This is a genomic window from Microbacterium sp. KRD172 (assembly GCF_017168295.1).
GTDB classification, from domain to species: Bacteria; Actinomycetota; Actinomycetes; order Actinomycetales; family Microbacteriaceae; genus Microbacterium; species Microbacterium profundi.
The window spans coordinates 1,907,261-1,933,308 of record NZ_JABFAS010000002.1 but is presented as its reverse complement, the minus strand read 5'-3'; the positions used below and the strand labels follow the sequence as shown (position 1 = coordinate 1,933,308).

Below are 26,048 nucleotides of genomic sequence, written 5' to 3'. Positions count from 1 at the left end.
ATGAGGTATGTATCTGCTTCAGCGCCGAGAGCTCGCGATGCGCGACGAGAGCTGGTGGGCGTGCGCCAACAGCGTACGCCCGAGGTGCGCGATCCGATCGGGGCCGAATCGGAACTCCACGCCTGTCAGGCTCAGTGCCCACTCCGGGCGGCCCGCGCGATCGAACACGGCGGCGCCCATTCCCCAACTGCCCTCCACGATGAGGCCGGGGTTGATCGCGTACCCGCGTTCTTTGGTCTCGACGAGCCTGGTGCGCAGCGGCTTCACCCCGTGGGTGCGGCCCCAGCGTTCGCTGAGCTCGGGATGCCGATCCAGATACGCATCCACATCGTGGTCAGGCAGGAACGATAGGATCGCGAGGCCGGCACTCGCGACCCCGAGCGGGAAGCGGACACCCTCGCTGAGCACGAACGAGCGGATCGGGAACGACCCCTCCTCGCGAAGCAGGCACACCGTCTCATCCGCGCGCCGCACCGAGAGGAAGGCGCTCTCCTCGGTCTTCACCGCAAGGGAACGCACGATGTCACGCGCCAGCGCGGTGATGTCGTATCGGGCGGCCGCCACGGATCCCATGAGGAACAGCTCCGGTCCCGGCATCCATCTGGCAGTGTCCTCATCGCGGTCGACGAGCCCCTCCGCGCGCAGTGCGCTGAGCAGCCGGTGGGTCGTCGAGCGGGAGAGCCCGGCGGACTGCGCGAGTTCGTGCAGGTTCGCGCCTTCCTCGCCGCTCGCTGTCACAAGACGCAGCAGACTCGCGGCACGAGCGACGGCCTGCGCACCGGGAACAGATCGGGATGTGTTCATAATGTGGACGCTATCGATGCAATCGCCCACATCGCAAGACCGGGTTTCGATTCCACTGGAGACAGGCGGATGCTGGAAGAAGACCTCACACGAAGGAGTGCTGCGTGATCGACAAGCAATGGGCATCGGCTGAAGAGGCCGTCGCCGACATCCCCGACGGCGCATCTCTCGCGGTCGGAGGGTTCGGGCTCTCCGGCAATCCGATCGCCCTCATCCAGGCGCTGCTCGCCCAGGGGACCACTGACCTCAGCGTCGTCAGCAACAACTGCGGAGTCGACGACTGGGGTCTCGGCGTCCTGCTGAACGCGCAGCGCATCCGCAAGATGACGTCGTCCTATGTCGGCGAGAACAAGGAGTTCGAGCGTCAGTTCCTCTCCGGTGAGCTCGAACTCGAACTCACGCCCCAGGGCACTCTCGCCGAGAAGTTGCGGGCAGGTGGATCAGGCATCGCCGGGTTCTACACCCAGACGGGCGTTGGCACTCAGGTCGCAGAAGGTGGGCTGCCTCGGCGCTACAACTCGGACGGATCCATCGCTGTCGCGTCTCCCGTCAAGGACGTCCGCACGTTCGATGTGAACGGCACTCCCAAGGAGTTCGTCCTCGAAGAGGCGATCACGACCGACTTCGCGCTCGTGCACGCGATGGCGGGGGACCGGCACGGCAACCTCGTCTTCAACAAGGCCGCTCGCAACTTCAACCCGCTCGCGGCGATGGCGGGCCGCGTGTGCATCGCGCAGGTCGAGCAGCTCGTCGAACCGGGCGAGATCGACCCCGACCGGGTGCACCTGCCTGGCGTCTTCGTGCACCGCATGGTCGAGGTCGGCACCGACATCGAGAAGCGCATCGAGCGTCGCACCGTCTCCAAGAGCACCGTGACGAAGTCCGCAGACACCACGGAAGGGGCCTGACATGGCACTCACCCGCGAGCAGATGGCCGCGCGCGCCGCGGCCGAACTCACCGACGGCTCCTACGTGAACCTCGGCATCGGCCTGCCCACCCTTGTCCCGAACTACGTGCCGGACGGCGTAACCCTTGTGCTGCAGTCCGAGAACGGCATCCTCGGAGTCGGTCCCTACCCGACCGAGGAGAACGTCGACCCCGACCTCATCAACGCGGGCAAGGAGACGGTCACGACGCTCCCCGGCACCGCCTTCTTCGATTCGGCCACGAGCTTCGCAATGATCAGAGCAGGCAAGATCGACGCCGCGATCCTCGGCGCCATGCAGGTGTCGGCGACGGGCGACCTCGCGAACTGGATGATCCCGGGGAAGATGGTCAAGGGGCCAGGCGGCGCCATGGACCTCGTGCACGGCGCTGACCGCCTCATCATCCTCATGGAGCACGTCGCCAGAGACGGCTCGGCGAAGATCGTGAATGAATGCTCTCTGCCATTGACCGGCAGGGGAGTGGCACACCGGATCATCACCGACCTCGCCGTGATCGACGTCACCGACGCCGGACTCGTGCTGGTCGAGACGGCACCCGGAGTGAGCGTGCAGCAGGTCATCGACGCCACCGAACCCCCGCTGATCATCGCGGACGAACTCAAGGAGAACTCATGACCGACATCGTCATCGTCGCGGCGGCACGCACCCCGCAGGGGCGTCTGAAGGGACAGTTGTCCTCCTTCACCGCACCCCAGCTCGGCGCCTTCGCGATCAAGGGTGCTCTCACGCAAGCCGGCGTCGACCCGTCCGCCATCGACGCCGTCATCGTCGGACAGGTACTGTCCGCCGGCTCCGGTCAGAACGCCGCCCGTCAGGCCGCGATCGGCGCCGGCATCGGATGGGACGTCCCTGCGCACTCGGTGAACAAGGTGTGCCTGTCAGGACTCACCGCCATCATCGACGCCGCGCGCATGATCCGCACCGGCGATGCCACCACCGTGGTGGCCGCCGGAATGGAGTCGATGACGCGCGCACCGCATCTGCTCATGGGCTCGCGCGACGGCTGGACCTACGGCAGCGTCGAGGTACTCGACCACATGGCCTTCGACGGACTCACCGACGCCTACGACAAGGAGAGCATGGGCGCGTCGACCGAGCGTCACAACGAGCGCTACGAACTCACGCGCGAGGCGCAGGATGCTGTGGCAGCCGCCTCGCATCAGCGCGCGGCGGAAGCCACCGATTCCGGTGCCTTCGACGCCGAGATCGTGCACGTCGAGGTGCCGCAGCGCAAGGGCGCCCTTCGACAGGATCAGGGACCGACGTTGCTGACGAAGGACGAGGGCATCCGGCCGGAGACCACCGTCGAGACGCTCGGAAAGCTGCGGGCGGCGTTCGCAGAGGGCGGCTCGATCACCGCGGGCAACTCTTCGCAGATCTCGGACGGCGCATCAGCGGTCGTCGTGACCACGCGCGAGAACGCCGAGGCGCAGGGATGGCCGGTGCTCGTGACCGTGGGCGCAAGCGGGCAGACCGCCGGGCCCGACAACTCGCTGCAGGCGCAGCCGGCTCGCGCGATCGAGCGCGCACTCGAGAAGCAGGGCATCGCCGTGGCCGATCTCGATCTCGTCGAGATCAATGAGGCATTCGGTGCTGTCGTTGCCCGTTCCACGGCCGAGCTCGGCATCTCGGACGACATCGTGAACATCCATGGTGGCGGCATCGCGATCGGACACCCGATCGGCGCATCGGGCAACCGGTTGGTCGTGCACATGGCTCACGAGCTCGCACGTCGTGGCAGCGGCACGGCGGCTGTCGGTCTGTGCGGCGGCGGCGGTCAGGGCGAGGCGCTGATCCTCACGCGCTGACCATCGAAGGCGGAGGGCCAGGAAGAGGTCAGCGCTTCTGCGCGGCCTTGAGCCGCTTCTCGAGCTGCTTCGATTCCTTCTTCGACCGCTTCGACTGCACCTTGGCGAAGGGGGAGTCTGCGGCGACCTCGACACCGCGTTCATCGCGGCGCATATCGACCGCGGCGCCGATCGCCAGGGCGAGGCTGATCCCCCAGCTCAACCAGGCGAGCGCCGCACGCCAGGTGATCGGCGTCTCGCGTGTGCCGCGGATCAGAGACACACCGGTGGAGATCGCTCCGAAAAGTCCAGTGCTGAAGACGTAGCGCATACCGTCCAACCTACTCGCACTCGCTTCGATAGAATCGATGCGTGCGAGAGTCATGACCCAGACACACCCCGTCGGTCCGACGAACCTGTTGCGCGAGGCCGGTCTCGCATACTTCATAGTCGCGTTCGTCGCCCGTCTTCCCTTCGCGATGATGGTCGTGGGCGTGCTCACAGTTGCGGTCTCGGCCCGCGGGTCGCTCTCGCTCGGCGGACTCACATCCGCAGCGGTGGGCATCGGCACCGCGTGTTTCGGCCCGCTGCTCGGCGCCGCAGCAGATCGCTTCGGGCAGCGTCCCGTGCTGCTCGCGCTCGCGATCGCGAACGCCACGATGCTCGTCGTCTTCACGGTCGTCATCTACAGCGCGACCGCCGATCTCGTGGTGCTGGTAGCCGCATTCGGGATCGGGGCCACAGCGCCGCAGGTCGCTCCGATGTCACGTTCTCGCCTCGTCACCATCATCTCGGAGCGGATGCCGGAGGCTCTGCGCCCCCGCACTGTGTCGACGACCATGGCCTACGAGTCCGCCGCAGATGAGACCGTGTTCGTGTTCGGTCCGTTCATCGTCGGAGTGCTCGCATCGTGGATCGCACCGTGGGCCCCGCTCGTCGGAGCCGCGGCGCTCACCGTGATCTTCGTCGGCGCATTCGCGCTGCACCCGAGCGGCAGGTACATCTCCAGCCACCGCGACGCGGACGGACGCGCCCCGTCGCGCGTGACCGAGCTGTTCAGGCCGGAGCTGCTGGTCGTCGTGGCCGGCATCCTCGGGGTGGGCATGTTCTTCGGCACCATGCTCACTTCCCTGACGTCGTTCATGGCCGATCGCGGAGTGCCGGAACAGGCGGGACTGCTCTACGGCGTGATGGGCGTGGGATCGGCGATCCTCGCGCTTGGCATGGCCTGGCTGCCACCGCGCTTCTCGCTGCGGGCCCGCTGGCTGGTGTTCTCCGGAACGCTCCTGCTCGGCTCGCTGCTGCTCACCCTGGTCGACACGACGGCAGGTATGACGGCGGCGCTGGCGATCATGGGTGTCGGCATCGGGCCGACGCTGGTCACGCAGTTCAGCTTCGGTGCGGCGCGGAGTCCGCTCGGACGGACAGCCACCGTCATGACGATGCTGGGTTCCGGCGTGATCGTCGGACAGTCGATCGGCGCGGCCGCCGCGGGCGAGATCGCCGAGTCCGCCGGCACTTCCTCTGCGCTGCTGCTGCCGATGCTCGCCGCCGTCATCACATTCGCCGCCGGCATCCTGAACTGGCACCTCAGCCATAAGCGTCCGCGCAGTCGATAGCCTGGGAGAAACCGACCGCCGACGTGAGGAGTCCCCATGACCACCGCTGATTTCGTCGTCGTCGCCAACCGGCTGCCTGTTGATCGCGTGGTGAGCGCCGACGGCGAGGAGAACTGGCGGACGTCCCCCGGTGGACTGGTCGCGGCGCTCGAGCCCGTCATGAAACAGGTCGACGGCGCATGGGTCGGGTGGCCCGGTCAGGCCGATCTCGAACTCGCGCCCTTCACGGCGAACGACATCCGACTCATCCCGATCTCGTTGAGTGCTCAGGAGGTCGCCGAGTACTACGAGGGCTTCGCGAACGACACGATCTGGCCGCTCTATCACGACGTCATCGCGCCACCGCAGTTCCACCGTGAGTGGTGGGACGCGTACGTCGCGGTCAACCGGCGATTCGCAGAGGCCGCGGCCGCCGCGGCGGCAGAGAACGGCACGGTGTGGGTGCACGACTATCAGCTGCAGCTCGTCCCCGAGATGGTGCGGGCGCTGCGGCCCGACGTGACGATCGGATACTTCCACCACATCCCGTTCCCGATGCACGGGCTCTACGCCCAGCTCCCGTGGCGTGATCAGGTGCTGCGCGGACTGCTCGGGGCGGACGTCGTCGGCTTCCAGCGCGCACAGGACGCGACATACTTCCTCGCCGCGGTGCGCCGCCGGCTCAAGTACGAGGTGAAGGCGACGACAGTCGCAGTGCCGGGTGAGAACGGCCACCGCACGGTCATCGCCAAGGCCTTCCCCATCTCGATCGACACCTCTCCGTATCTCGAGCTCGCAGCACGGCCGGACGTGCAGGCCCGCGCACTCGAGATACGTGAGAGTCTCGGAAATCCGAAGCGCATCCTGCTCGGCGTCGACCGTCTCGACTACACCAAGGGCATCCGGCATCGGATCAAGGCGTATGGCGAGCTCCTCGCGGCGGGGAGGCTGAAGGTCGAGGACGTCACCCTCATCCAGGTGGCGAGCCCGAGCCGCGAGCGCGTGGACGCGTACATCCACCTTCGCGACGAGATCGAGCTCGCGGTCGGTCGCATCAACGGCGACACCGACACGATGGAGCACACGGCCATCCGCTACCTGCACCAGGGGTACCCGCGCGAAGAGATGGTGGCCCTCTATCTCGCAGCGGACGTGATGCTCGTCACGGCCCTCAGGGACGGCATGAATCTCGTCGCCAAGGAATACGTCGCGTCCCGCATCGACAATCGTGGCGTGCTCGTGCTGAGCGAGTTCACCGGCGCGGCGGACGAACTGCGGCAGGCCGTGCGCGTCAACCCGCACGACATCGAGGATCTGAAGGATGCGATCATCACGGCCGTCGAGATGACGCCGGGGGAGCAGGGCAAGCGGATGCGCTCGTTGCGGCGCCGTGTGCTCGAGCACGACGTCGTCGCATGGTCCGCGTCGTTCCTCGAGGCGCTGTCCGCCGCGCGAGCTTCCCGACCGTCACAACACCGGCACCCGCACCGATCCCGACGAGGAGAGACGCTGTGACCCGCACCTGGACACCCGGATCCGCCGACGACGCACTGACGGCCATCGCCGGCACGCCGCGACTGGTCATCGCGCTCGACTTCGACGGCACCGCGTCGCCGCTGGTCGACGAGCCCATGGCCGCACGCGCTCTGCCAGAGGTGAAGACCCAGCTCGACCGGCTTGCGGCGCTTCCCGACACCTTCATCGCCTACGTCTCCGGCCGCAGCATGAACGATCTGCAGGAGATCAGTGAGCACACGGCCGATTCGCTCGTCGCCCTCGCCGGATCGCACGGCGCGCAGTACTGGTTCCCGGGGGTCGGCGACGCGGACGTGCCAGAGGTCCCCGCCGCAGAAGGCGCGCTTGACGCACTCTGGGCCGCTGCGCAGCCGATCGTGGATCGCCACGAGAACGTGCGGCTGGAGCGGAAGACCTTCGGCATGGGCATCCACACCCGCCTGGCGACGCCAGAGGCCGAGACCGCGGCCTTCGCCGAGATCGACGCGATGATGGCCGAGCGATTCCCGCATTGGCGCCGCAGGGCAGGGCACCGGGTGCTGGAGTTCTCCTCGCGGGCCGAAGGCAAAGACGCCGCGATACATGCCCTGCGGGGGCACTACGACGCCACCGGCATCGTATTCGCGGGCGACGACGTCACCGACGAAGACGCGATGCGCGTACTGCAGCCGGGCGACCTCGGCGTGCGCGTCGGACCGGGGGAGAGCGCCGCGACCCTGCGTGTGGAGAACCCACAACAGATGGCTGCGCTTCTGGGGGCGCTCGTGGCCGAGCGGGCTGCCGGACGGGAATAGACTGCCGTCATGTCCCCGCAAGATCCTTCTTCGAACGCGCCCATCGACATCAAGCCCCGAAGCCGAGTCGTCACCGACGGCATCGAGGCCACCACCTCGCGAGGAATGCTCCGTGCCGTCGGCATGGGCGACGCGGACTGGGACAAGCCCCAGATCGGCATCGCATCGAGCTGGAACGAGATCACGCCGTGCAACCTGAGCCTGGACAGGCTCGCCCAGGGGGCGAAGGAGGGCGTGCACTCCGGTGGCGGCTACCCGCTGCAGTTCGGCACGATCTCCGTCTCGGACGGCATCTCGATGGGCCACGAGGGCATGCACTTCTCGCTCGTCTCCCGTGAGGTCATCGCCGACTCGGTCGAGACCGTCATGATGGCGGAGCGACTCGACGGCAGCGTGCTGCTGGCAGGATGCGACAAGTCGATCCCCGGCATGCTGATGGCCAGCGCGCGCCTCGACCTCTCCAGCGTGTTCCTCTACGCCGGCTCCATCGCACCGGGTTGGGTGAAGCTCTCGGACGGCACCGAGAAGGACGTCACCATCATCGACTCGTTCGAGGCCGTCGGCGCCTGCCGCGCGGGCCTCATGAGCGAAGAGGACCTCAAGCGCATCGAATGCGCGATCGCACCGGGCGAGGGTGCCTGCGGCGGCATGTACACCGCCAACACCATGGCGTCCGTGGCCGAGGCGCTCGGACTCAGCCTGCCCGGCTCCGCCGCACCGCCCGCCGCCGACCGCCGCCGCGACTACTTCGCGCACCGTTCGGGTGAGGCCGTCGTGAACCTGCTGCGTCAGGGGATCACCACCAGGGACATCCTCACCAAGGAGGCGTTCGAGAACGCGATCGCACTCGCCATGGCCCTCGGCGGCTCCACCAACGTCGTGCTGCACCTGCTCGCGATCGCCCGCGAGGCGGATGTCGAACTGAATCTGCACGATTTCAACCGCATCGGCGACAAGGTCCCGCACGTGGCCGACATGAAGCCGTTCGGCAAGTACGTCATGAACGACGTCGACCGTCACGGCGGCATCCCCGTCATCATGAAGGCCATGCTCGACGAGGGACTGCTGCACGGCGACGCCCTCACCGTCACGGGCAAGACGCTCGCCGAGAACCTCGCAGACCTCGACCCGCAGCCGATCGACGGCGAGGTCATCCACACCTTCGACAACCCGATCCACGCCACCGGCGGCCTGACGATCCTGCACGGATCCCTCGCCCCCGAAGGCGCGGTCGTGAAGACCGCCGGCTTCGACGCCACGGTGTTCGAGGGCCCCGCGCGCGTGTTCGAGCGCGAGCGCGCGGCGATGGATGCCGTCGCGAACGGCGAGATCAACGCCGGTGAGGTCATCGTCATCCGCTACGAGGGCCCCAAGGGCGGCCCCGGCATGCGGGAGATGCTCGCGATTACCGCGGCCATCAAGGGCGCTGGGCTCGGAAAAGATGTACTACTCTTGACTGACGGACGATTCTCAGGCGGCACAACCGGCCTGTGCATCGGCCACATAGCACCCGAAGCGGTGGACGCAGGTCCTATCGCCTTCGTGCGCGATGGTGATCTGATACGGGTCGATATCGCAGCTCGCTCTCTTGACTTACTCGTCGATGAGGCAGAGCTCGCCTCCCGCCGCTCTGGCTGGGAGCCGCTTCCCCCGCGCTATACCCGTGGCGTTCTTGCCAAGTACTCGCGACTCGTGCGTTCCGCTGCAGAAGGCGCGACGACCGGTTGACACTTCGACAGGCTCAGTGACCGAATTCTGGTTTGCCTGACGACTTCTCAGATCACCAAGGAAAGACATGACTGCTGATTCTGTTTCGGCCGTTCCACGGCCACCGTCCCAGAAGGCCGCCGCTCCCGAGATCACGGGGGCTGAAGCCGTCGTCCGCGCTCTCGGGCTCCTCGGCGTCACCGATGTGTTCGGCATCCCCGGCGGCACGATCATGCCCGTCTACGATCCGCTCCTCGACGACGACACCGTCCGGCACATCCTCGTCCGCCATGAGCAGGGCGCAGGCCATGCGGCAGAGGGATACGCCGCGGCGAGCGGCCGAGTGGGCGTGGCGATCGCGACCTCCGGCCCCGGTGCGACCAACCTCGTGACCGCCATCGCGGACGCCTACATGGACTCGGTGCCGCTGGTGGCCATCACGGGTCAGGTGTTCAGCCACCTGATGGGAACGGACGCGTTCCAGGAGGCCGACATCGTCGGCATCACCATGCCGGTGACGAAGCACTCCTTCCTCGTGAAGCACCCGGAGGACATCCCCGGGGCACTTGCCGCGGCGTTCGAGGTCGCTTCGACGGGCCGCCCCGGTCCTGTACTCGTGGACATCACGAAAGACGCGCAGCAGAAGTCGGCGCCGTTCGTGTGGCCGCCCAAGATCGACCTGCCCGGCTACCGACCGGTGACCAAGGCGCACGGCAAGCAGATCCAGGCGGCTGCCGCGCTGCTCGCTGAGGCGAAGAAGCCGGTGCTGTATGTCGGCGGTGGTGTCGTCCGCGGCCGTGCCGCGGCCGAATTGCTCGCTCTGGCCGAGTCGACCAACGCTCCGGTCGTGACGACACTGATGGCACGTGGAGTCTTCCCCGACTCGCACCAGCAGCATCTCGGCATGCCGGGCATGCACGGCACGGTTCCCGCCGTGCTCGCGCTGCAGGAGTCCGACCTCATCGTGGCTCTCGGTGCACGCTTCGATGACCGGGTCACCGGTAAGGCTGCGGACTTCGCTCCCAACGCGAAGGTCGTGCACGTCGACATCGATCCGGCCGAGATCTCGAAGATCCGCAACGCGGATGTGCCGATCGTCGGCGATGTCCGCGACGTGCTGATCGACCTGGACGCGGCATTCCGCGGAGCCGTCGGCACCACGAAGCCGGACATCGCCGAGTGGTGGTCGTACCTGGACGGACTGCGTGAGGAATTCCCGCTCGGGTTCTCTCCCACGGAGGACGGCCTGCTCGCCCCGCAGCACGTGATCCAGCGGATCGGCGAGCTCACCGGACCCGAGGGCATCTACGTCGCCGGGGTCGGACAGCACCAGATGTGGGCCGCGCAGTTCATCAAGTACGAACGCCCGAACGCGTGGCTGAACTCCGGTGGTGCCGGCACCATGGGCTACTCGGTTCCGGCCGCCATGGGCGCCAAGGTCGCCGAGCCCGACCGCGTCGTGTGGTCGATCGACGGCGACGGATGCTTCCAGATGACCAATCAGGAGCTCGCCACCTGCGCGATCAACAACATCCCGATCAAGGTCGCTATCATCAACAACTCCTCGTTGGGCATGGTGCGTCAGTGGCAGACCCTGTTCTACGACGGACGCCACTCCAACACCGACCTCAACACCGGCCACGGAACGATCCGCATCCCCGACTTCGTCAAGCTCGCCGAGGCGTACGGCTGCCTCGCCATCCGGGTGGAGAAGGAAGAGGAAGTGGATGCCGCGATCAAGCTCGCACTCGAGACCAATGACCGACCGGTCGTGATCGACTTCGTCGTCTCGGCCGACGCGATGGTGTGGCCGATGGTGCCGCAGGGCGTCAGCAACAGCTACGTCCAGTACGCGCGTGATCATGCGCCCACGTTCGATGAGGAGATCTGAGCCATGTCGACCCACGTACTGAGTCTTCTCGTCGAGGACACCCCTGGTCTTCTGACGCGTGTCGCGGGGCTCTTCGCGCGCCGCGGCTTCAACATCGAGTCTCTCGCCGTCGGCGTGACCGAGGTGCCGGGTGTGTCCCGCATCACGGTCGTCGTCGACGTCGACCAGTTGCCGCTCGAGCAGGTCACGAAGCAGCTGAACAAGCTGATCAACGTGATCAAGATCGTGGAACTCGATTTCGCCACGTCCGTGCAGCGTCATCATGTGCTGGTCAAGGTGCGCACGGACAACGCGACCCGCTCGAACGTGATCGAGATCGTGAACCTGTTCCGCGCCTCGGTCGTCGACTACGCCTCGGATGCGCTGGTGATCGAGGTCACCGGCGACAAGGGCAAGGTCGAAGCGATCCTGCGAGCCCTCGAGCCGTTCGGTGTCAAGGAACTCGCACAGTCCGGGCTGCTCGCCATGGGCCGAGGCGGCAAGAGCATCACCGAGCGCGTCCTGCGCGGCTGACCACATCTGAACTTCACGAACCACAATCAAGGAGAAACACAACGTGAGTACTGAGATCTTCTACGACGCCGACGCCGACCTGTCCCTCATCCAGGGCAAGAAGGTCGCGATCGTCGGCTACGGCTCGCAGGGTCACGCCCACGCGCAGAACCTGCGCGACTCGGGTGTCGAGGTCGCGATCGCGCTGAAGGACGGCTCGAAGTCCGCAGCCAAGGCTGAGGAGGCGGGCTTCCCCGTCAAGTCCGTCGCGGATGCCACCACCTGGGCCGACCTGATCATGATCCTCGCGCCGGACCAGCACCAGCGCACGATCTACTCCGAATCGATCGCCCCGAACCTCGCGGAGGGCAAGACCCTCGCGTTCGCGCACGGCTTCAACATCCGCTTCGGCTACATCGACGCGCCGGAGGGTGTCGACGTCATCCTCGTCGCACCGAAGGCGCCTGGTCACACCGTGCGCCGCGAGTTCGTCGCCGGCCGTGGCATCCCGGACATCATCGCCGTCGAGAAGGATGCGTCCGGCCAGGCCTGGGCGCTCGCGCTCTCGTACGCCAAGGCCATCGGCGGCACCCGCGCCGGCGTCATCAAGACCACGTTCACGGAAGAGACCGAGACCGACCTGTTCGGCGAGCAGGCCGTGCTCTGCGGTGGCGTCAGCCACCTCGTGCAGGCCGGTTTCGAGACGCTGACCGAAGCGGGCTACCAGCCGCAGATCGCCTACTTCGAGGTGCTCCACGAGCTCAAGCTCATCGTGGACCTCATGTGGGAGGGCGGCATCGCCAAGCAGCGCTGGTCGATCTCCGACACCGCCGAGTACGGCGACTACGTCTCCGGCCCCCGCGTCATCGACTCGGCAGTGAAGGAGAGCATGAAGGGCGTGCTCGCCGACATCCAGTCGGGTGCTTTCGCGAAGCGCTTCATCGATGACCAGGACAACGGTGCCAAGGAGTTCCAGGAGCTGCGCGCCAAGGAAGAGCAGCACCCGATCGAGGTCACCGGCAAGGAGCTGCGTTCGCTCTTCGCCTGGAAGCAGCAGGACGAGGACTACGTCGACGGCAGCGCTGCGCGCTGACCGACCTTCGTCACACAGAACGGGCGCCCCTTGCGGGGCGCCCGTTCTTGTTGCATGGGGGAAGTCGGCTTCGACTCACTGCGTTCGCTCAGCCCGTTTCGTCTCCTCGCTTCGCTCGTCGCTCAACGCCCCGCGTGTTCCGCCACTGCGGGTCGTTGAGCGAGCGGAGCGAGACGAAACGCGTTGAGCGAGCGGAGCGAGTCGAAACGGTCACTTCACCGGGTGAGCTCCTCCAGCACCTCGACCACGTGGCGGTAGGGCCAGCCCACCTGCGTTCGGTCGAAGAGCGTCTCGTCGAGGCACTGCTGGGGGAGTAGGGCTACTCGGAGTCCGACTCCGGCGCTGCATCCTCCACCTGAATCGGAGCGTCGGCCGGGTCGGCCCACACCGGCGCAGGCAGGAGCGTGTCGGTGGCGCCGGCCTGGATCTCGCGCAGGGCGTCGGCGATCTCGTCGGCGTTCTCCGGCACGGCAAGGCCACAGGTCTTCAGCTCCGAGGCGAACTTCAGCGTCAGACGGATCTTGCCCGCCTCGACTGCCTCGGCGGTGGTGCCGGTGCGCTTCTCGCTGCCGGTCTGGATGTCGGAGACCTGGTCGCACACGTGGTAGACGGCGCCTCCGTCGACCCAGACGACCTCGTCCTGACCCAGCAGCTGGATGACGGTCGACTGGTCGGCTGTGTACTGCTCGACGGACGGCGGGTTGTAGTCGATGCCGAGCGCCACGGCCACGACGGCGAGGACGACGCCGATGATCCCGGCCGTGGTCTTCTGGCCCTTGTCCATGTCCTTGTTCAGGAAGATGAGGATGATGAGCGGAAGGAATGCCACGACGGCGATGATGGCGCCGAGCTGGTTCTGCACGAAGAAGCGCAGCTTGTCGGACTTCTTCGCGGGATCGAGTCGGTTCGCCTTCTTCCAGAGGAAGGATCCGGTGATCGACAGTGCCGCGATGACGACGAGCGCCACGATGAGCGTGATGAACGCCCACTGCGGGAACACCGCTGTGACGTTCTGCTCCTCCAGAAGGCCGGTGTCGGGGTTGCGGACGAGTCCGCCGTCCTCGCCGACGAACTCACGCTGACGAAGAAGCCAGAAGATCGCGACGGCCTCGGCGGCGATGGCGACGAACCAGAGCACCGCCGCGATCCAGCGCAGCGTCGTGGCCTTCTGCTTCGAGCCTGCAGTCGGCTTCCAGTCCGCTGCGGCCGCGCCGTCGGCGTCCGCCGCCGGCGATGCGACGGACTTCTCATTGCGCTCAGCCACGGTGAGTTCCCCTCTTTCTGTGAACGCCCTGAGCATATCGGGCGTGACGAGGCCTCGCTACGCTGGGGTCATGACATCGGATGCTGACGACGCCCTCTCCTGGGAGGGCGATGACGATCGGCCGACGCAGAAGCCTGTTGCGGAGCCGGAGCAGAAAGCGGCGCTGCCGCGCGGCTGGAACGCGGTGGGCAAGCGCAGCGAGACCGTGGGCCGCATCCGAGAGGACGGGACCGTCCTTGATCCTGCAGAGAAGCCACCCCTCAGTACGCCCATGCTGCTGCTCGTCGGCATCGTCGGCGGCATCTACCTTCTGTACACGGTCGGCTGGATCGTCGGCGGGCTGACGCTGCAGAGCAGCGCGATGTTCCTCATCCCCGATGTGATGTACCAGGTCGCCCTGTGGGCGGCCGTGCTCGCGCCGGCGCTCTGGTTCGGCGCTGTGTGGTTGCTGACGAGGCGCTCAGCGACCTGGGTGCGCGTTGCGGGGTTTCTCGCCGGGGTGCTGCTGCTCGTGCCGTGGCCTTTCGTGATGACAGGGGCGGTGGGCGCATGACCGAGAACATCGTCGCAGCGAAGCAGCCGCTCGGGCTGTGGAAGAGCATCATCGTGGGCATCGCCGGCCTCTTCTACGCCTACGCGGTCTGGAATGCCCTGTCGTACACGTTCACGGTCGCTCCCGCCGGGATCAATGCGTACGGCTGGTTCGTGCTCATCTTCTCGGTGCTGTTCCCGATCCTCGTGTTCGTCATCGTGTACGTGCTGGCGCGCCGGCGCACCGCGGCCGAGCTGACGATCGCGATGATCGCCGGGCTGGCCCTCGTCGCCGTGTTCTGGATGAACGTCGCGGCGCTGAGCATGCTGACCACCTCGTTCCTCCCGCTCTGATCATCCCCGTCACACGGCACGGGGCGGCGCGCGCCCTCGGGTAGGGTGGAGACGATCGCGCCCCGACGGTGTGCGGCGCATCGATCCCACCCGCGCGTACCCACGCTCACCCCGAAGGATCCTCTGTGCCGCAGACAACCGTGCCGAAGACAACCGCGCCGAAGCCCGTCGTGCTCATTGCCGAAGTTCTCTCGCCCGCCACGATCGAGGCCCTCGGGCCGGACTTCGACGTCCGTCAGGTCGACGGCACGGATCGCGAGGCGCTGTTCTCCTCGCTGGCCGACGCGGATGCCGTGCTCGTGCGCTCCGCGACGAAGATCGACGCTGAGGCGCTCAGCCACGCTCCGAAGCTGAAGGTCGTCGCGCGCGCCGGTGTCGGACTCGACAACGTCGACATCCAGGCATCCACCAAGGCCGGCGTCATGGTCGTCAACGCGCCCACCTCGAACATCATCTCCGCCGCTGAACTCACCTGCGGCCACATCCTCAGCCTCGCCCGCCACGTGCCGGCCGCGCACGCCTCGCTGGCCGCCGGCCAGTGGAAGCGCAGCGCCTACACGGGCACCGAGCTGTACGAGAAGACCCTCGGCATCGTGGGCCTCGGCCGGATCGGCGCGCTCGTCGCCGCCCGTATGCAGGGCTTCGGCATGAAGATCGTCGCGTTCGACCCGTACGTCACCGGCGCACGCGCGCAGCAGCTCGGTGTCGAACTGCGCACTCTCGACGAGCTCGTCGCCGAGGTCGACTTCCTGACCATCCACATGCCGAAGACGCCCGAGACGACCGGCATGATCGGCGCCGAGCAGTTCAAGGCCATGAAGAAGACGGCATACGTCGTCAACGTCGCGCGAGGCGGCCTGATCGACGAGGCGGCTCTGCGTGAGGCGCTCGTGGCCGGCGAGATCGCCGGTGCCGGCCTCGACGTGTTCACCTCCGAGCCTCCGGCAGAGGGGGGCTCGGCGCGGGAGCTGCTGGATCTGCCCAACGTCGTCGTCACCCCGCACCTCGGGGCGTCGACCGACGAGGCGCAGGAGAAAGCGGGCATCTCCGTGGCCCGCTCCGTGAAGCTCGCGCTCGAGGGTGACCTGGTTCCGGATGCCGTCAATGTCGCAGGCGGTGTGATCGATCCGTTCGTCCGCCCCGGCATCGCGCTCGTCGAGAAGCTCGGACAGATCTTCAGCGGCCTGACGACCTCGGCCCTGACGAGCCTCGACATCGAGGTGCGCGGGGAACTCGCCGACTACGACGTCAGCGTGTACCGCCTGGCCGCGCTCAAGGGCGTGCTCTCCAACGTCGTCAGTGAGAACGTCTCGTACGTGAATGCGCCGCTGTTCGCCGAGCAGCGCGGCATCGAAGCCCGCCTGATCGTCGAGAAGGAGAGCCCCGAGTACCGCAACCTGACCACGCTTCGCGGTGCTCTCGCCGACGGCACTGTGCTCACCGTCGCCGGCACGCTCGCCGGCACCCGCATGGTGCAGAAGATCGTCGGAATCAACGGTCACGACATCGAAGTGCCGATCGAGACGCACCACATCGTGATGCAGTACACCGATCGCCCCGGCATCGTGGCCGTCTACGGCCAGAAGTTCGGCGAGGCGGGTATCAACATCGCCGGCATGCAGGTCGCGCGTCGTGAGGCCGGCGGCCAGGCGCTCACCGTGCTCACCGTCGACTCGCGTGTGCCGGAGGAGCTGCTGGCCGAGGTCGGCGAGGCCATCGACGCCAAGGTGATGCGCTCGATCGAGATCACCGAGGTCTGACCGGCGGGCGCCGTTCTCGGCGTGCCGGGGCCGGAGTTACGACGTCGCCAGCACGACGAGCTGCACGAGCGCGCGCAGCTCGTCGTCTCGCGGGACCAGCCGGTCCGGACCGTTGATGTCCAGCGAGTTGTTGAAGTACAGCCCGTCGCCGACGAGCAGTACGAGGTCGAGCGACGCCTGATCGCGCACGTGCGGGCGGATCGTCTCCGCCCAACTGCTTCGCGTCTCGCGCAGCGCATCGCCTGCGGAGCTCGAGCCGCCCTGCGCGAGTCGTGAGACGGCGATGAGCGCACGGTCGAGCGGCGCATTCTCCATGACCGAGGTGCGCACGTAGTACGCCACGGGGCCATCCGGTGCCTCGATCATGTCCGACAGGTCGTCGTCGACGAGACGCTTCAATCGCTCGATCATTCCGTCCGCGAGGTCGTCCTTCGACGCGAAGTGGTAGAGCAGGCCACCCTTGGACACAGCGGCGGCCTTCGCCGTGGCATCCAGGGTCGCGGTGCGCTCGCCCGATGAGATGAGGATCTCCTCGAAGGCGTCGAGCACGCGTTCGCGCGCGAGGGGAGGTCGGGCCATGTCTGTTACTATACCATCTGGACGGTTTACTATCGGAAGAGGATGCGATGGCCCAGATCGGGGTCGAGACGAGCGGGATCAATGCGCCGCGTGCGGGCGCACGGGCGTGGCTCGCGCTCGTCGTGCTCATGCTGCCGGTGCTGCTGGTCTCAGTCGACAACACGGTGCTGAGTTTCGCGCTGCCCGAGATCGCGATCGCCCTCGCGCCGTCGGGGGCGGAGCAACTGTGGATCATCGATGTGTATCCGCTCGTGCTGGCGGGGCTGCTCGTCACGATGGGTACCCTGGGCGACCGTTTCGGCAGGCGCCGGATGCTGTTGATCGGCTCCACCGGATTCGCCGCGGTCTCCGTGCTCGCCGCATTCGCGCCGACTGCCGCTCTTCTGATCGCCGCGCGAGCGCTGCTCGGGTTCTTCGGAGCGATGCTGATGCCGTCGACCCTGTCGCTGCTGCGCTCGATCTTCCTCAATCGCGACCAGCGACGCATGGCGATCGCCGTGTGGGCCTCTGCGTTCTCAGCGGGTTCCGCGTTGGGGCCGATCGTCGGCGGGTTCCTGCTCGAGCACTTCGCCTGGGGCTCGGTGTTCCTCATCGCCGTGCCGGTGCTGATCCCGCTGCTGATCGCGGCGCCGTTGCTCGTCCCCGAGAGTCGTGATCCGGCTCCGGGAAAGATCGACCCCATCAGCATCGCGCTGTCGATGGCGACGATGATCCCGGTGGTCTACGCGATCAAGGCGGTGGCTGTCGACGGCGTCACGGTGTTCGCGGTGCTCTGGGCTCTGCTGGGCGTCGGGATGGGCTGGCTGTTCGTGCGCCGACAGGTGCGCGCGAAGACGCCGATGCTCGACATGGCGCTGTTCCGTCGGGGGTCGTTCTCCGGGGCGATCCTGGTGAATCTGCTCAGTGTGGTCGCGCTCGTCGGGTTCCTGTACTTCGTGCCGCAGCACCTGCAGCTGATTCTGGGGCTCTCGCCGATGATGGCGGGGCTCGCCCTCGTACCGGGAATGCTCGCGGTGATCGTCGCAGGATTGAGCGTCGTCCCGATCTCTCGTCGGGTTCCGCCTCATGTGCTGGTTCCTTCCGCCCTGGCCTTCTCCGTCGTCGGGTACCTGCTCGTCGCCTTCACGACCGCTGGGCACGGCGCCCTTCCGCTGATACTCGCCTTCGTCGTGCTCGGTATCGGCATCGGGGCCGCGGAGACCATCTCGAACGAGCTGATCCTCTCCAGCGCTCCGGCTGCGAAGGCGGGTGCGGCGAGTGCCGTCTCCGAGACCGCGTACGAACTCGGCGCGGTGCTCGGAACCGCGGTGCTCGGCGGCATCATCACCGCGTTCTACCGCTCGGCGCTCGTGGTTCCGGACGGTGTTCCTGCTGACGTCTCCGCAGCCGCGCGGGAGACGCTCGCCGGCGCCTACACCGCAGCCCAGGATCTGCCGGCCCCGTTGGGATCCGCGCTGTGGGAGGCCGCGGCATCCGCATTCGATTCCGGTGTGCTGGTGACGTCGCTGATCGGCGCCGTGCTGGTCGTGGGGGCCGGGACGATCGCGGCCGTCACACTGCGCATGAAGGCCGCACGCTGACCAGTACGCTGGTGAGTACGCGCCCGCGCGAAGTCGCGCCATGGGCGATCCCGGTGCAAGGAGTGTCATGTCGCGTGTCGTGAAGCTGGCCGTCATCCCCGGTGACGGCATCGGACCAGAGGTCGTCACCGAGGCGGAGAAGGTCCTCGAGGCCGTCACCGCCCACAGCGATGTCACCTTCGAGAAGAAGCACTTCTCGCTCGGTGCCGGGCGATACCTCGAGACCGGCGACACGCTGACCGACGACGACCTCGCCGCGATCTGTGCGAACGACGCGATCATCCTCGGAGCCGTCGGCGGCACACCCGGCGACCCGCGACTGAAGGATGCGAACATCGAGCGCGGACTGCTGCTGAAGCTGCGCTTCACCCTCGATCACTATGTGAACCTGCGTCCTTCGAAGCTCTACTCCGGGGCTCCGGGGCCGCTCTCCGCGCCCGGCGATATCGATTTCGTCGTCGTCCGCGAGGGCACCGAGGGTCCTTACGTCGGCAACGGAGGGGCGATCCGTGTCGGCACGCCGCACGAGGTCGCGAACGAGACGAGTGTGAACACGGCCTACGGAATCGAGCGCGTCGTCCGCTACGCGTTCGAGCTCGCTGGGCGTCGTCGGCAGAAGCTCACGCTGGTGCACAAGACCAACGTGCTGGTGCACTCGGGTGGCATGTGGCAGCGCATCGTCAACGAGGTGGCGCAGGAGCACCCCGACGTGGTCGTAGACTATCTCCACGTCGACGCGGCCACGATCTTCCTGGTCACGAACCCCTCCCGCTTCGACGTGATCGTCACCGACAACCTCTTCGGTGACATCCTCACGGATCTGGCAGGCGCCGTCACCGGTGGCATCGGCCTCGCCGCATCGGGCAACATCAACCCCGACGGCACGTTCCCCTCGATGTTCGAGCCTGTTCATGGTTCAGCGCCCGACATCGCAGGCCAGCAGAAAGCCGACCCGACGGCGGCGATCCTGTCCATCGCGCTCCTGCTCGATCATCTCGGGCTCCCGGAGGAATCGATCCGCGTCACCCGCGCGGTCGAGGCGGACATCGCCGCAAGGGACGGTTCTCGCACCACAAGCCAGACGGGCGACGCCATCATCGCCAGACTCCAGGCGTAGCGCTCCAGGCGTAGTCTGAGACCACGCGCGCGCCGCCCGCAACGAACGCAGGATGTGACATGACAACGACTGAGACCGAACTCGCTCCTCTCGAGTTCTCTGTGACCAAGAACCTCGCTGCACGCTCCGCCGCGCAGCGCGACGAAGCTCTCGCGAACCCGGGCTTCGGGACGATCTTCACCGACCATATGGTCGACATCTGCTGGTCGGCACGCGGCGGATGGCATCGCCCGCGCGTGCAGCCGTACGGTCCGATCTCGCTCGACCCTGCGGCCGCGGTGCTGCACTACGGTCAGGAGATATTCGAGGGCATCAAGGCGTACCGCCATGCCGACGGCTCGATCCACACGTTCCGTCCCGACCAGAACGCGGCCCGGCTCCAGCGCAGTGCTCGCCGGATGGCGCTGCCGGAACTCCCTGCCGAGTACTTCATCCAGTCGCTGCGCGAACTCATCGCAGTCGACGGGGCGTGGGTGCCGTCAGGGGAGGACCAGAGCCTCTACCTGCGCCCTTTCATGTTCGCCAAAGAGGCGTTCCTCGGCGTGCGTCCTGCGCAGAAGGTCGCGTACTACCTGATCGCGAGCCCGGCCGGTTCATATTTCACGGGCGGCGTGAAGCCGGTGCGCATCTGGCTCTCCGAGACACACGCCCGTGCGGGCAGAGGCGGCACGGGCGCGGCGAAGACCGGAGGCAACTACGCGTCCAGTCTGCTGCCGCAGTCCGAAGCGTACGACAAGGGCTGCGATCAGGTCGTGTTCCTCGACCAGGACGGCAACGTCGAAGAGCTCGGCGGAATGAACGTTGTCTTCGTGTTCAAGGACGGTCGCATCGTCACCCCCGAATCCGACAGCATCCTCGAGGGCATCACGCGCAACTCGCTGCTGCAGCTCGCCGAGGACCGCGGCCACACCGTCGAGCGCCGTCCGGTGTCGCTGCAGGAGTGGCGCGACGGTGTCGCTTCCGGCGACATCGTCGAGGTGTTCGCCTGCGGCACCGCTGCGGTCGTGACGCCCATCGGTGCGCTGGTGACGGCGGACTACGAGGACGTCCAGCCTCTCGGCGATCTCGCCCTGTCGCTGCGCGAGGAGCTCACCGACATCCAGTACGGCCGCGCCACGGACAAGCACGGCTGGCTCTACCGTCTCGACGCCTGACGCCGTCCCTTCGCACAGACCCCACCTCCCTGCCGAGACCCGACTCACTGGTCTCGGCGGATGGAGGGCCGGATCGCTAGGCTGGAGCGGTGAAGATCGCTCGGTTCAGCCACAATGACGCCATCCGCTACGGCATCGTCGACGAGCAGGAGCTCGTCGTCCTCGCCGGTGACCCGATGTTCGCGGGGTACGAGACCACCGGTGAGCGTGTTCCGCTCGCGGATGCTGCGCTGCTCGCACCCGTGATCCCTCGGTCGAAGGTGGTCTGCGTAGGCAAGAACTATCACGATCACGCCGCCGAGATGGGGGGAGTGGCGCCCGAAGAGCCGCTGCTGTTCCTCAAGCCCAACACCTCAGTGATCGGTCCTGGCGACACGATCGTCCGTCCGACGATCTCGGAGCGCACGGAGCACGAGGGTGAACTCGCCGTCGTCATCGGACGGATCGCGAAGAACGTCAAGGCGGAGAACGCGCTCGACTACGTGTTCGGATACACGGTCGGCAACGACGTCACGGCGCGGGACCTTCAGAAGAAGGATGGCCAGTGGACGCGCGGGAAGGGCTTCGACACCTTCTGCCCGCTCGGTCCGGTGATCGAGACGGACTTCGACCAGACTGATGCCACGATCGAGACCCGCGTGAACGGCGAAGTGCGCCAGAGTGCGCCGCTCAGCGACATGATCCACTCGGTCCCGGCGATCATCGAGTACGCCTCGGCCGTCTTCACGCTGCTCCCCGGTGACGTGATCCTCACCGGAACGCCCGCCGGTGTCGGCCCGTTCGTGGCCGGCGACACGGTCGAGGTCGAGGTCACCGGTCTCGGCATCCTGCGCAACTCGGTGCGCGACGCGATACCCCTGGCATGACGACTCTCCCGGCGCTGGACCAGGCGGCGATCCAGCGCCGCACGGTCCTCGTGCTGTCGCTGGGACAGGTGCTCGGCGGTATCGCGTTCGGAGCGACGGTCTCCCTCGGTGCGCTGCTCGCGGCGGATCTGTCCGGCGATGATGCGCTCTCCGGCCTGGCGACGGCTTCTGTCACGCTCGGCGCCGCACTGTGCGCTATACCGCTCGCACGACTTGCGAGCCGCGTCGGGCGGCGGCGGGCCCTGACCCTCGGGAATCTGTTCGCACTCGTCGGAATCGCCGTCGTCATCCTCGCCGCGGCGCTGAGGATCTTCCCGCTGCTGCTCGTGGGCATCCTCATGATCGGTGCGGGTAACGCCGGCAACCTGCAGTCGCGGTTCGCGGCCACCGATCTCGCCGCGCCGAAGCATCGTGGACGCGACCTGTCGGTCGTCGTGTGGGCGACGACGATCGGCGGCGTGTCGGGCCCTCTGCTGCTCGGGCCAGGAGAGATCGTCGGCCAGGCGATCGGCATGCCGCCGCAGACCGGTTCGTACCTCTTCTCCTTGGTCGCCCAGACGGCGGCATTCATCCTCTACCTCGTCGCGCTGCGCCCGGATCCGCTTCTCACCGCGCAGAGGCTCGCGAAGGATGCCGCGGCATCGCTTGCCGCGCCGTTGATCGTGCTCGACCGACCCACAGTCGCGCGCTACGCGATCTTCGCGATCGCCGGCTCGCACGTCGTCATGGCGTCCGTGATGGCGATGACGCCCATCCACCTGTCGCACATGGCGCAGGGGATGCACGCCGGCAACGCATCGGCAGCCGATGTCTCGCTGCTGGTCGGCTTCACGATTGCTCTGCACGTCGCCGGAATGTACGGCCTCTCGCCGATCTTCGGCATCCTCGCCGACCGGTGGGGTCGGCTGCGCGTCGTGCTGCTCGGACAGGGTCTGCTGGCTGCAGCACTCGCGTTCGCGATCTTCGTGAACGATCAGCCATGGGGCGTGATGGTGGCGCTGATCCTGCTCGGACTCGGCTGGAGTGCCGCGACCGTCGCGGGCGCGGCGCTGCTCACTGAGGCGAGTGCGCCAGAGCTGCGCACACGGCGCCAGGGGCGCAGCGACTCGCTCATGAGCCTTTCCGCCGCGGCCGGCGCCGTGCTCGCAGGCGTGGTGCTGTCGAACTTCCAGTACGCAGGTCTGGGGATCGCGGCATCGGTCCTCGTCCTCGTGATCGTGGTGCTCGCGCCGCTCGGGCGGACCAGGGTTTCTCGACCGACGCACGACAGGGGGCGTCTCGTCTGACCGCTCAGCGTCGGGCGGCCGCACGCGTAGGATTGAGGGGATATGGCTACTCCGCATCCCCTCACCACGACCGCTTCAGGTGCCGACGTCCGCGTCCGCTTCTGCCCCTCGCCGACAGGCCTTCCGCACGTGGGGATGGTGCGCACCGCTCTCTACAACTGGGCGTACGCACGCCACAACGGCGGCAAGCTCATCTTCCGCATCGAAGACACCGATGCGGCGCGCGACAGCGAGGAGAGCTTCCGGCAGCTCGTCGACGCTCTGACGTGGTTGAAGATCGACTGGGACGAGGGCGTGCAGGTCGGGGGACCGCACGAGCCGTATCGCCAGTCGCAGCGTCACGACATCTACCGCGGCGTGATCGAGAAGCTCCTCGCGTCAGGTGCTCTGTACGAGAGCTACTCGAATGCTGAGGAGATCGACGCACGCAACGAGGCGAACGGACGCGCGAAGCAGCTCGGCTACGACAACTTCGACCGCGACCTCACAGACGAGCAGAAGGCGGCCTTCCGTGAGGAGGGCCGTCAGCCCGCCCTGCGCCTGCGGGTGCCGGAAGAGGATCTGACGTACGTCGACCTGATCCGTGGGGAAGTGACCTTCCCGGCAGGGTCCTTCCCCGATTTCGTGGTCGTGCGTCCGAACGGCGTGCCGCTGTACACGTTCGTGAACCCTGTCGACGATGCCCTGATGGGCATCACGCACGTGCTGCGCGGCGAAGACCTGATGCCGTCGACGGCACGCCAGCTTGCGCTGTACGCCGCGCTGATCGATGCGGGCGTCACCACTTTCGTCCCGCGTTTCGCGCACATGCCGTTGGTGCTGGGAGAGACCGGCAACAAGAAGCTGTCCAAGCGCGACCCGCAGGCTGATCTGTTCCTGCACCGCGACCGCGGATTCATCCACGAGGGACTGCTCAACTACCTCGCGCTGCTCGGCTGGTCGATCGGACCGGACCGCGACATCTTCTCGCTCGACGAGTTCATCGCCGCGTTCGACATCGAGAATGTCAACCCGAACCCCGCGCGCTTCGACCAGAAGAAGGCCGAGTCGATCAACGGCGACCACATCCGGATGCTGGATGTGAAGGACTTCGCCGAGCGCACGATCGCGTACCTCGCCGCAGCTGGACTATTCGATGAGCCGACTCACGAACAGCTCGTGCTGGCGTTCCGCGCAGCACCGCTGGTGCAGGAGCGCGTTCAGCTCCTCGGAGACGTGCCCGGCATGCTCGGATTCCTCTTCACGGACGAGATCTCGTACGACGCGGACGCGCTCAAGGGTCTGCCTGCCAACGCCGCGGAGGTGCTCGCGGCGTGCATCGCAGCGCTCGAGCCGGTGACGGAGTTCACCCCGGAGAAGATCCAGGATGCTCTCGCCACGGCACTGGTCGAGAAGCTCGAACTCAAGCCGCGGGTGGCCTACGGGCCGCCGCGCGTCGCGATCACAGGTCGCCGCATCTCGCCGCCGCTGTTCGAATCGATGGAACTGATCGGCAAGGAGATCACGCTGCAGCGTCTTGCAGCCCTTGTGCAGGCGCTCGGCGCGTAGCGCGACCGAAGCGGAGCCAGGCGATGTCATGAAGACGCGCCGGACAGCCCCTCGCGTTTTGGCTGCACCGTGAACATCGGGTAGAGTTGTCTCTCGGTGCGAGGCTCTGGTTTTGCCCTTGGGGTATGGTGTAATTGGCAACACGGCGGTTTCTGGTACCGTTGTTCTTGGTTCGAGTCCAGGTACCCCAGCCAAAGAAAAACCCCCGCTCGTGCGGGGGTTTTCTTGGTTTACAGCACCATCGCGAAAGCATCCGGAGCGCCGTCTTCACAGGTGAGGATCCCATGTCACGACTGCCCGTCACCCGTGAGCAGGATGGCGAGAACACCGTCTACCGCAATGCGGGGCGTCGCATCAGGAATGCACGCGAGATCGCCAGGATCGAGGCGCTGGCGATACCGCCGGCGTGGACGGACGTCGAGATCTCGCGCTCATCATCGGCGAAGGTGCTGGCCAGGGGAGTGGACGAGGCCGGTCGCCACCAGGCCGTATACAGCCCCGCGTATGTCCGCCACCAGGAGAAGAAGAAGTACGCGCGCGTGCTGCAGTTCGCCGAACGACTACCACGGCTGCGGAAGCAGCTGGACCACGACCTGCGCAGGCGCAGACTCAGCGAGGACAAGGTCGTCGCCTGCATCGTCAAACTGATCGACCAGGAGTTCTTCCGTGTCGGCAATCCCGAGTACGCCCGGAAGTACGAGCACTACGGGATCACGACGCTCCGGCGCAAGCACACCGACGTCTCCTCGACCAGCGTGACCTTCGACTTCATCGGCAAGAGCGGTAAGCGCCACGTCAAGACGGTCCGCGATCCGCAGCTCGTCAACGTGATACGCCGACTCAACGAGATGCCGGGGCACGAGATCTTCCGCTTCCTCGATGAGGACGGGACCATCCACGACATCGACAGCAGGAGAGTGAACGCGTACGTCAAGAGGCATATGGGCCGCGACTTCTCTGCGAAGGACTTCCGCACGTGGGGAGGCACGCTGCTCGCCACCTCCGCTTTGCTCGCGGTCGAGCGCGAACGGGGCGACGCGGGAGAAGACACCGCGGTGGTCCGCGACGTCGTGGAGCGGGTGGCCGACCGACTCGGCAACACTCCTGCGGTGACGAAGGACTCGTACATCGACCCGCGCGTCTTCGCCGCATTCGAGGACGGCGTGACGATTCCCGCGGTCCACCGAGCGATGAGCCGGATGCGGCCCCGCAAGTACCTCACCGTGGAGGAGCAGTGCGTTCTCAAGGTGCTGTGTTTAGCCGAGTCGTTCGGTAGCGCGGGTGGGTCGTTCTGGTAGCACTCGTGGGTTGGTCTGGTAGCGCCGGGGGCGGTTGGACCGTGAGGATGGCTGTCAGCCGAGGCCAACGGGGTCTCGGTCG

24 protein-coding genes and 1 tRNA gene are annotated in these 26,048 nt (G+C 66.9%); 21 read left to right on the top strand and 4 right to left on the bottom strand.

What is annotated here, in order from left to right; translation table 11 throughout:
- Positions 1–18: 18 nt before the first annotated feature.
- Complete coding sequence (locus J1M43_RS09725; RefSeq protein WP_206476565.1) at positions 19–804, bottom strand: IclR family transcriptional regulator; 786 nt, start codon at positions 802–804, stop codon at positions 19–21.
- A gap of 104 nt (positions 805–908) precedes the next feature.
- Between J1M43_RS09725 and J1M43_RS09720 the strand changes: the two genes are divergently transcribed.
- From J1M43_RS09720 to J1M43_RS09710, 3 genes are read left to right on the top strand one after another with little or no spacing between them, the layout of a single operon-like run.
- The gene (locus J1M43_RS09720; RefSeq protein ID WP_033104576.1) at positions 909–1,712 is read left to right on the top strand and encodes a CoA transferase subunit A; all 804 of its coding nucleotides are present in this window, start codon (positions 909–911) and stop codon (positions 1,710–1,712) included.
- Between the two features lies 1 nt (position 1,713).
- Positions 1,714–2,367 carry a 3-oxoacid CoA-transferase subunit B gene (locus tag J1M43_RS09715; protein WP_033104575.1) on the top strand — a complete coding sequence of 218 codons (654 nt, stop codon included), beginning with the start codon at positions 1,714–1,716 and terminating at the stop codon, positions 2,365–2,367.
- Positions 2,364–3,560, top strand: a complete 1,197-nt coding sequence (locus J1M43_RS09710; RefSeq protein WP_206476564.1) for an acetyl-CoA C-acetyltransferase — start codon at positions 2,364–2,366, stop codon at positions 3,558–3,560. The genes J1M43_RS09715 and J1M43_RS09710 overlap by 4 nt, the downstream gene beginning before the upstream one ends.
- A gap of 28 nt (positions 3,561–3,588) precedes the next feature.
- Here the strand turns inward: J1M43_RS09710 and J1M43_RS09705 are convergent, their stop codons facing one another.
- Positions 3,589–3,870, bottom strand: coding sequence for a hypothetical protein (locus tag J1M43_RS09705; protein ID WP_033104573.1), 282 nt, complete (start codon positions 3,868–3,870; stop codon positions 3,589–3,591).
- 52 nt (positions 3,871–3,922) lie between these two features.
- Here J1M43_RS09705 and J1M43_RS09700 point away from each other — a divergent pair, with 52 nt between their 5' ends.
- The 7 genes from J1M43_RS09700 to ilvC all read left to right on the top strand — a co-directional run bounded on the left by J1M43_RS09700 (position 3,923) and on the right by ilvC (position 12,629).
- On the top strand, positions 3,923–5,158 hold the full coding sequence (locus J1M43_RS09700; RefSeq protein ID WP_206476563.1) for an MFS transporter: 1,236 nt from the start codon (positions 3,923–3,925) through the stop codon (positions 5,156–5,158).
- Positions 5,159–5,194: 36 nt separating this feature from the next.
- Complete coding sequence (locus J1M43_RS09695) at positions 5,195–6,652, top strand: trehalose-6-phosphate synthase (protein WP_206476562.1); 1,458 nt, start codon at positions 5,195–5,197, stop codon at positions 6,650–6,652.
- Positions 6,649–7,446 carry a trehalose-phosphatase gene (gene otsB, locus J1M43_RS09690; RefSeq protein WP_052166644.1) on the top strand — a complete coding sequence of 266 codons (798 nt, stop codon included), beginning with the start codon at positions 6,649–6,651 and terminating at the stop codon, positions 7,444–7,446. The genes J1M43_RS09695 and otsB overlap by 4 nt, the downstream gene beginning before the upstream one ends.
- A gap of 9 nt (positions 7,447–7,455) precedes the next feature.
- Complete coding sequence (gene ilvD / locus J1M43_RS09685; protein WP_033104570.1) at positions 7,456–9,174, top strand: dihydroxy-acid dehydratase; 1,719 nt, start codon at positions 7,456–7,458, stop codon at positions 9,172–9,174.
- Between the two features lie 67 nt (positions 9,175–9,241).
- Positions 9,242–11,044 carry an acetolactate synthase large subunit gene (locus J1M43_RS09680; protein ID WP_206476561.1) on the top strand — a complete coding sequence of 601 codons (1,803 nt, stop codon included), beginning with the start codon at positions 9,242–9,244 and terminating at the stop codon, positions 11,042–11,044.
- Positions 11,045–11,047: 3 nt separating this feature from the next.
- Entirely contained in the window at positions 11,048–11,557 is a 510-nt protein-coding gene (gene ilvN, locus J1M43_RS09675) for an acetolactate synthase small subunit (RefSeq protein WP_033104568.1), read from the top strand.
- 25 nt (positions 11,558–11,582) lie between these two features.
- Entirely contained in the window at positions 11,583–12,629 is a 1,047-nt protein-coding gene (ilvC, locus tag J1M43_RS09670; protein WP_327036967.1) for a ketol-acid reductoisomerase, read from the top strand.
- A gap of 319 nt (positions 12,630–12,948) precedes the next feature.
- Here ilvC and J1M43_RS09665 read toward each other — a convergent pair whose 3' ends face one another.
- Positions 12,949–13,893 (bottom strand): hypothetical protein, encoded by a 945-nt coding sequence (locus tag J1M43_RS09665; protein WP_241245212.1) that lies wholly within the window; start codon positions 13,891–13,893, stop codon positions 12,949–12,951.
- A 70-nt stretch (positions 13,894–13,963) separates the two neighbouring features.
- On the opposite strand from J1M43_RS09665, the gene J1M43_RS09660 reads away from it, so the two are divergent.
- From J1M43_RS09660 to serA, 3 genes are all read left to right on the top strand, one after another.
- Positions 13,964–14,446, top strand: a complete 483-nt coding sequence (locus J1M43_RS09660) for a hypothetical protein (RefSeq protein ID WP_206476560.1) — start codon at positions 13,964–13,966, stop codon at positions 14,444–14,446.
- On the top strand, positions 14,443–14,778 hold the full coding sequence (locus J1M43_RS09655) for a hypothetical protein (RefSeq protein ID WP_206476559.1): 336 nt from the start codon (positions 14,443–14,445) through the stop codon (positions 14,776–14,778). Before J1M43_RS09660 ends, J1M43_RS09655 begins: the two co-directional genes overlap by 4 nt.
- 125 nt (positions 14,779–14,903) lie before the next feature.
- Positions 14,904–16,538: a phosphoglycerate dehydrogenase gene (gene serA, locus J1M43_RS09650; protein ID WP_307823375.1), complete on the top strand. Its 1,635-nt coding sequence runs from the start codon at positions 14,904–14,906 to the stop codon at positions 16,536–16,538.
- A 36-nt stretch (positions 16,539–16,574) separates the two neighbouring features.
- On the opposite strand, the gene J1M43_RS09645 is transcribed toward serA, so the two are convergent.
- Positions 16,575–17,117 (bottom strand): TetR/AcrR family transcriptional regulator, encoded by a 543-nt coding sequence (locus J1M43_RS09645; RefSeq protein ID WP_206476558.1) that lies wholly within the window; start codon positions 17,115–17,117, stop codon positions 16,575–16,577.
- A gap of 47 nt (positions 17,118–17,164) precedes the next feature.
- Between J1M43_RS09645 and J1M43_RS09640 the strand changes: the two genes are divergently transcribed.
- From J1M43_RS09640 to J1M43_RS09605, 8 genes are all read left to right on the top strand, one after another.
- On the top strand, positions 17,165–18,697 hold the full coding sequence (locus J1M43_RS09640; protein WP_033104563.1) for an MFS transporter: 1,533 nt from the start codon (positions 17,165–17,167) through the stop codon (positions 18,695–18,697).
- Positions 18,698–18,764: 67 nt separating this feature from the next.
- Complete coding sequence (locus J1M43_RS09635) at positions 18,765–19,814, top strand: 3-isopropylmalate dehydrogenase (RefSeq protein WP_206476557.1); 1,050 nt, start codon at positions 18,765–18,767, stop codon at positions 19,812–19,814.
- Positions 19,815–19,873: 59 nt separating this feature from the next.
- The gene (locus J1M43_RS09630) at positions 19,874–20,968 is read left to right on the top strand and encodes a branched-chain amino acid aminotransferase (RefSeq protein ID WP_033104561.1); all 1,095 of its coding nucleotides are present in this window, start codon (positions 19,874–19,876) and stop codon (positions 20,966–20,968) included.
- A gap of 89 nt (positions 20,969–21,057) precedes the next feature.
- Positions 21,058–21,834, top strand: coding sequence for a fumarylacetoacetate hydrolase family protein (locus tag J1M43_RS09625; protein WP_206476556.1), 777 nt, complete (start codon positions 21,058–21,060; stop codon positions 21,832–21,834).
- Complete coding sequence (locus J1M43_RS09620) at positions 21,831–23,120, top strand: MFS transporter (RefSeq protein WP_206476555.1); 1,290 nt, start codon at positions 21,831–21,833, stop codon at positions 23,118–23,120. Before J1M43_RS09625 ends, J1M43_RS09620 begins: the two co-directional genes overlap by 4 nt.
- A gap of 42 nt (positions 23,121–23,162) precedes the next feature.
- A complete protein-coding gene (gltX, locus tag J1M43_RS09615; RefSeq protein ID WP_206476554.1) occupies positions 23,163–24,668 on the top strand; it encodes a glutamate--tRNA ligase in 1,506 nt (501 codons plus the stop codon).
- A gap of 119 nt (positions 24,669–24,787) precedes the next feature.
- A tRNA-Gln gene (locus J1M43_RS09610) sits at positions 24,788–24,862 on the top strand.
- Between the two features lie 90 nt (positions 24,863–24,952).
- Complete coding sequence (locus tag J1M43_RS09605) at positions 24,953–25,966, top strand: DNA topoisomerase IB (RefSeq protein ID WP_206476553.1); 1,014 nt, start codon at positions 24,953–24,955, stop codon at positions 25,964–25,966.
- The last annotated feature ends 82 nt before the right edge of the window (positions 25,967–26,048 follow it).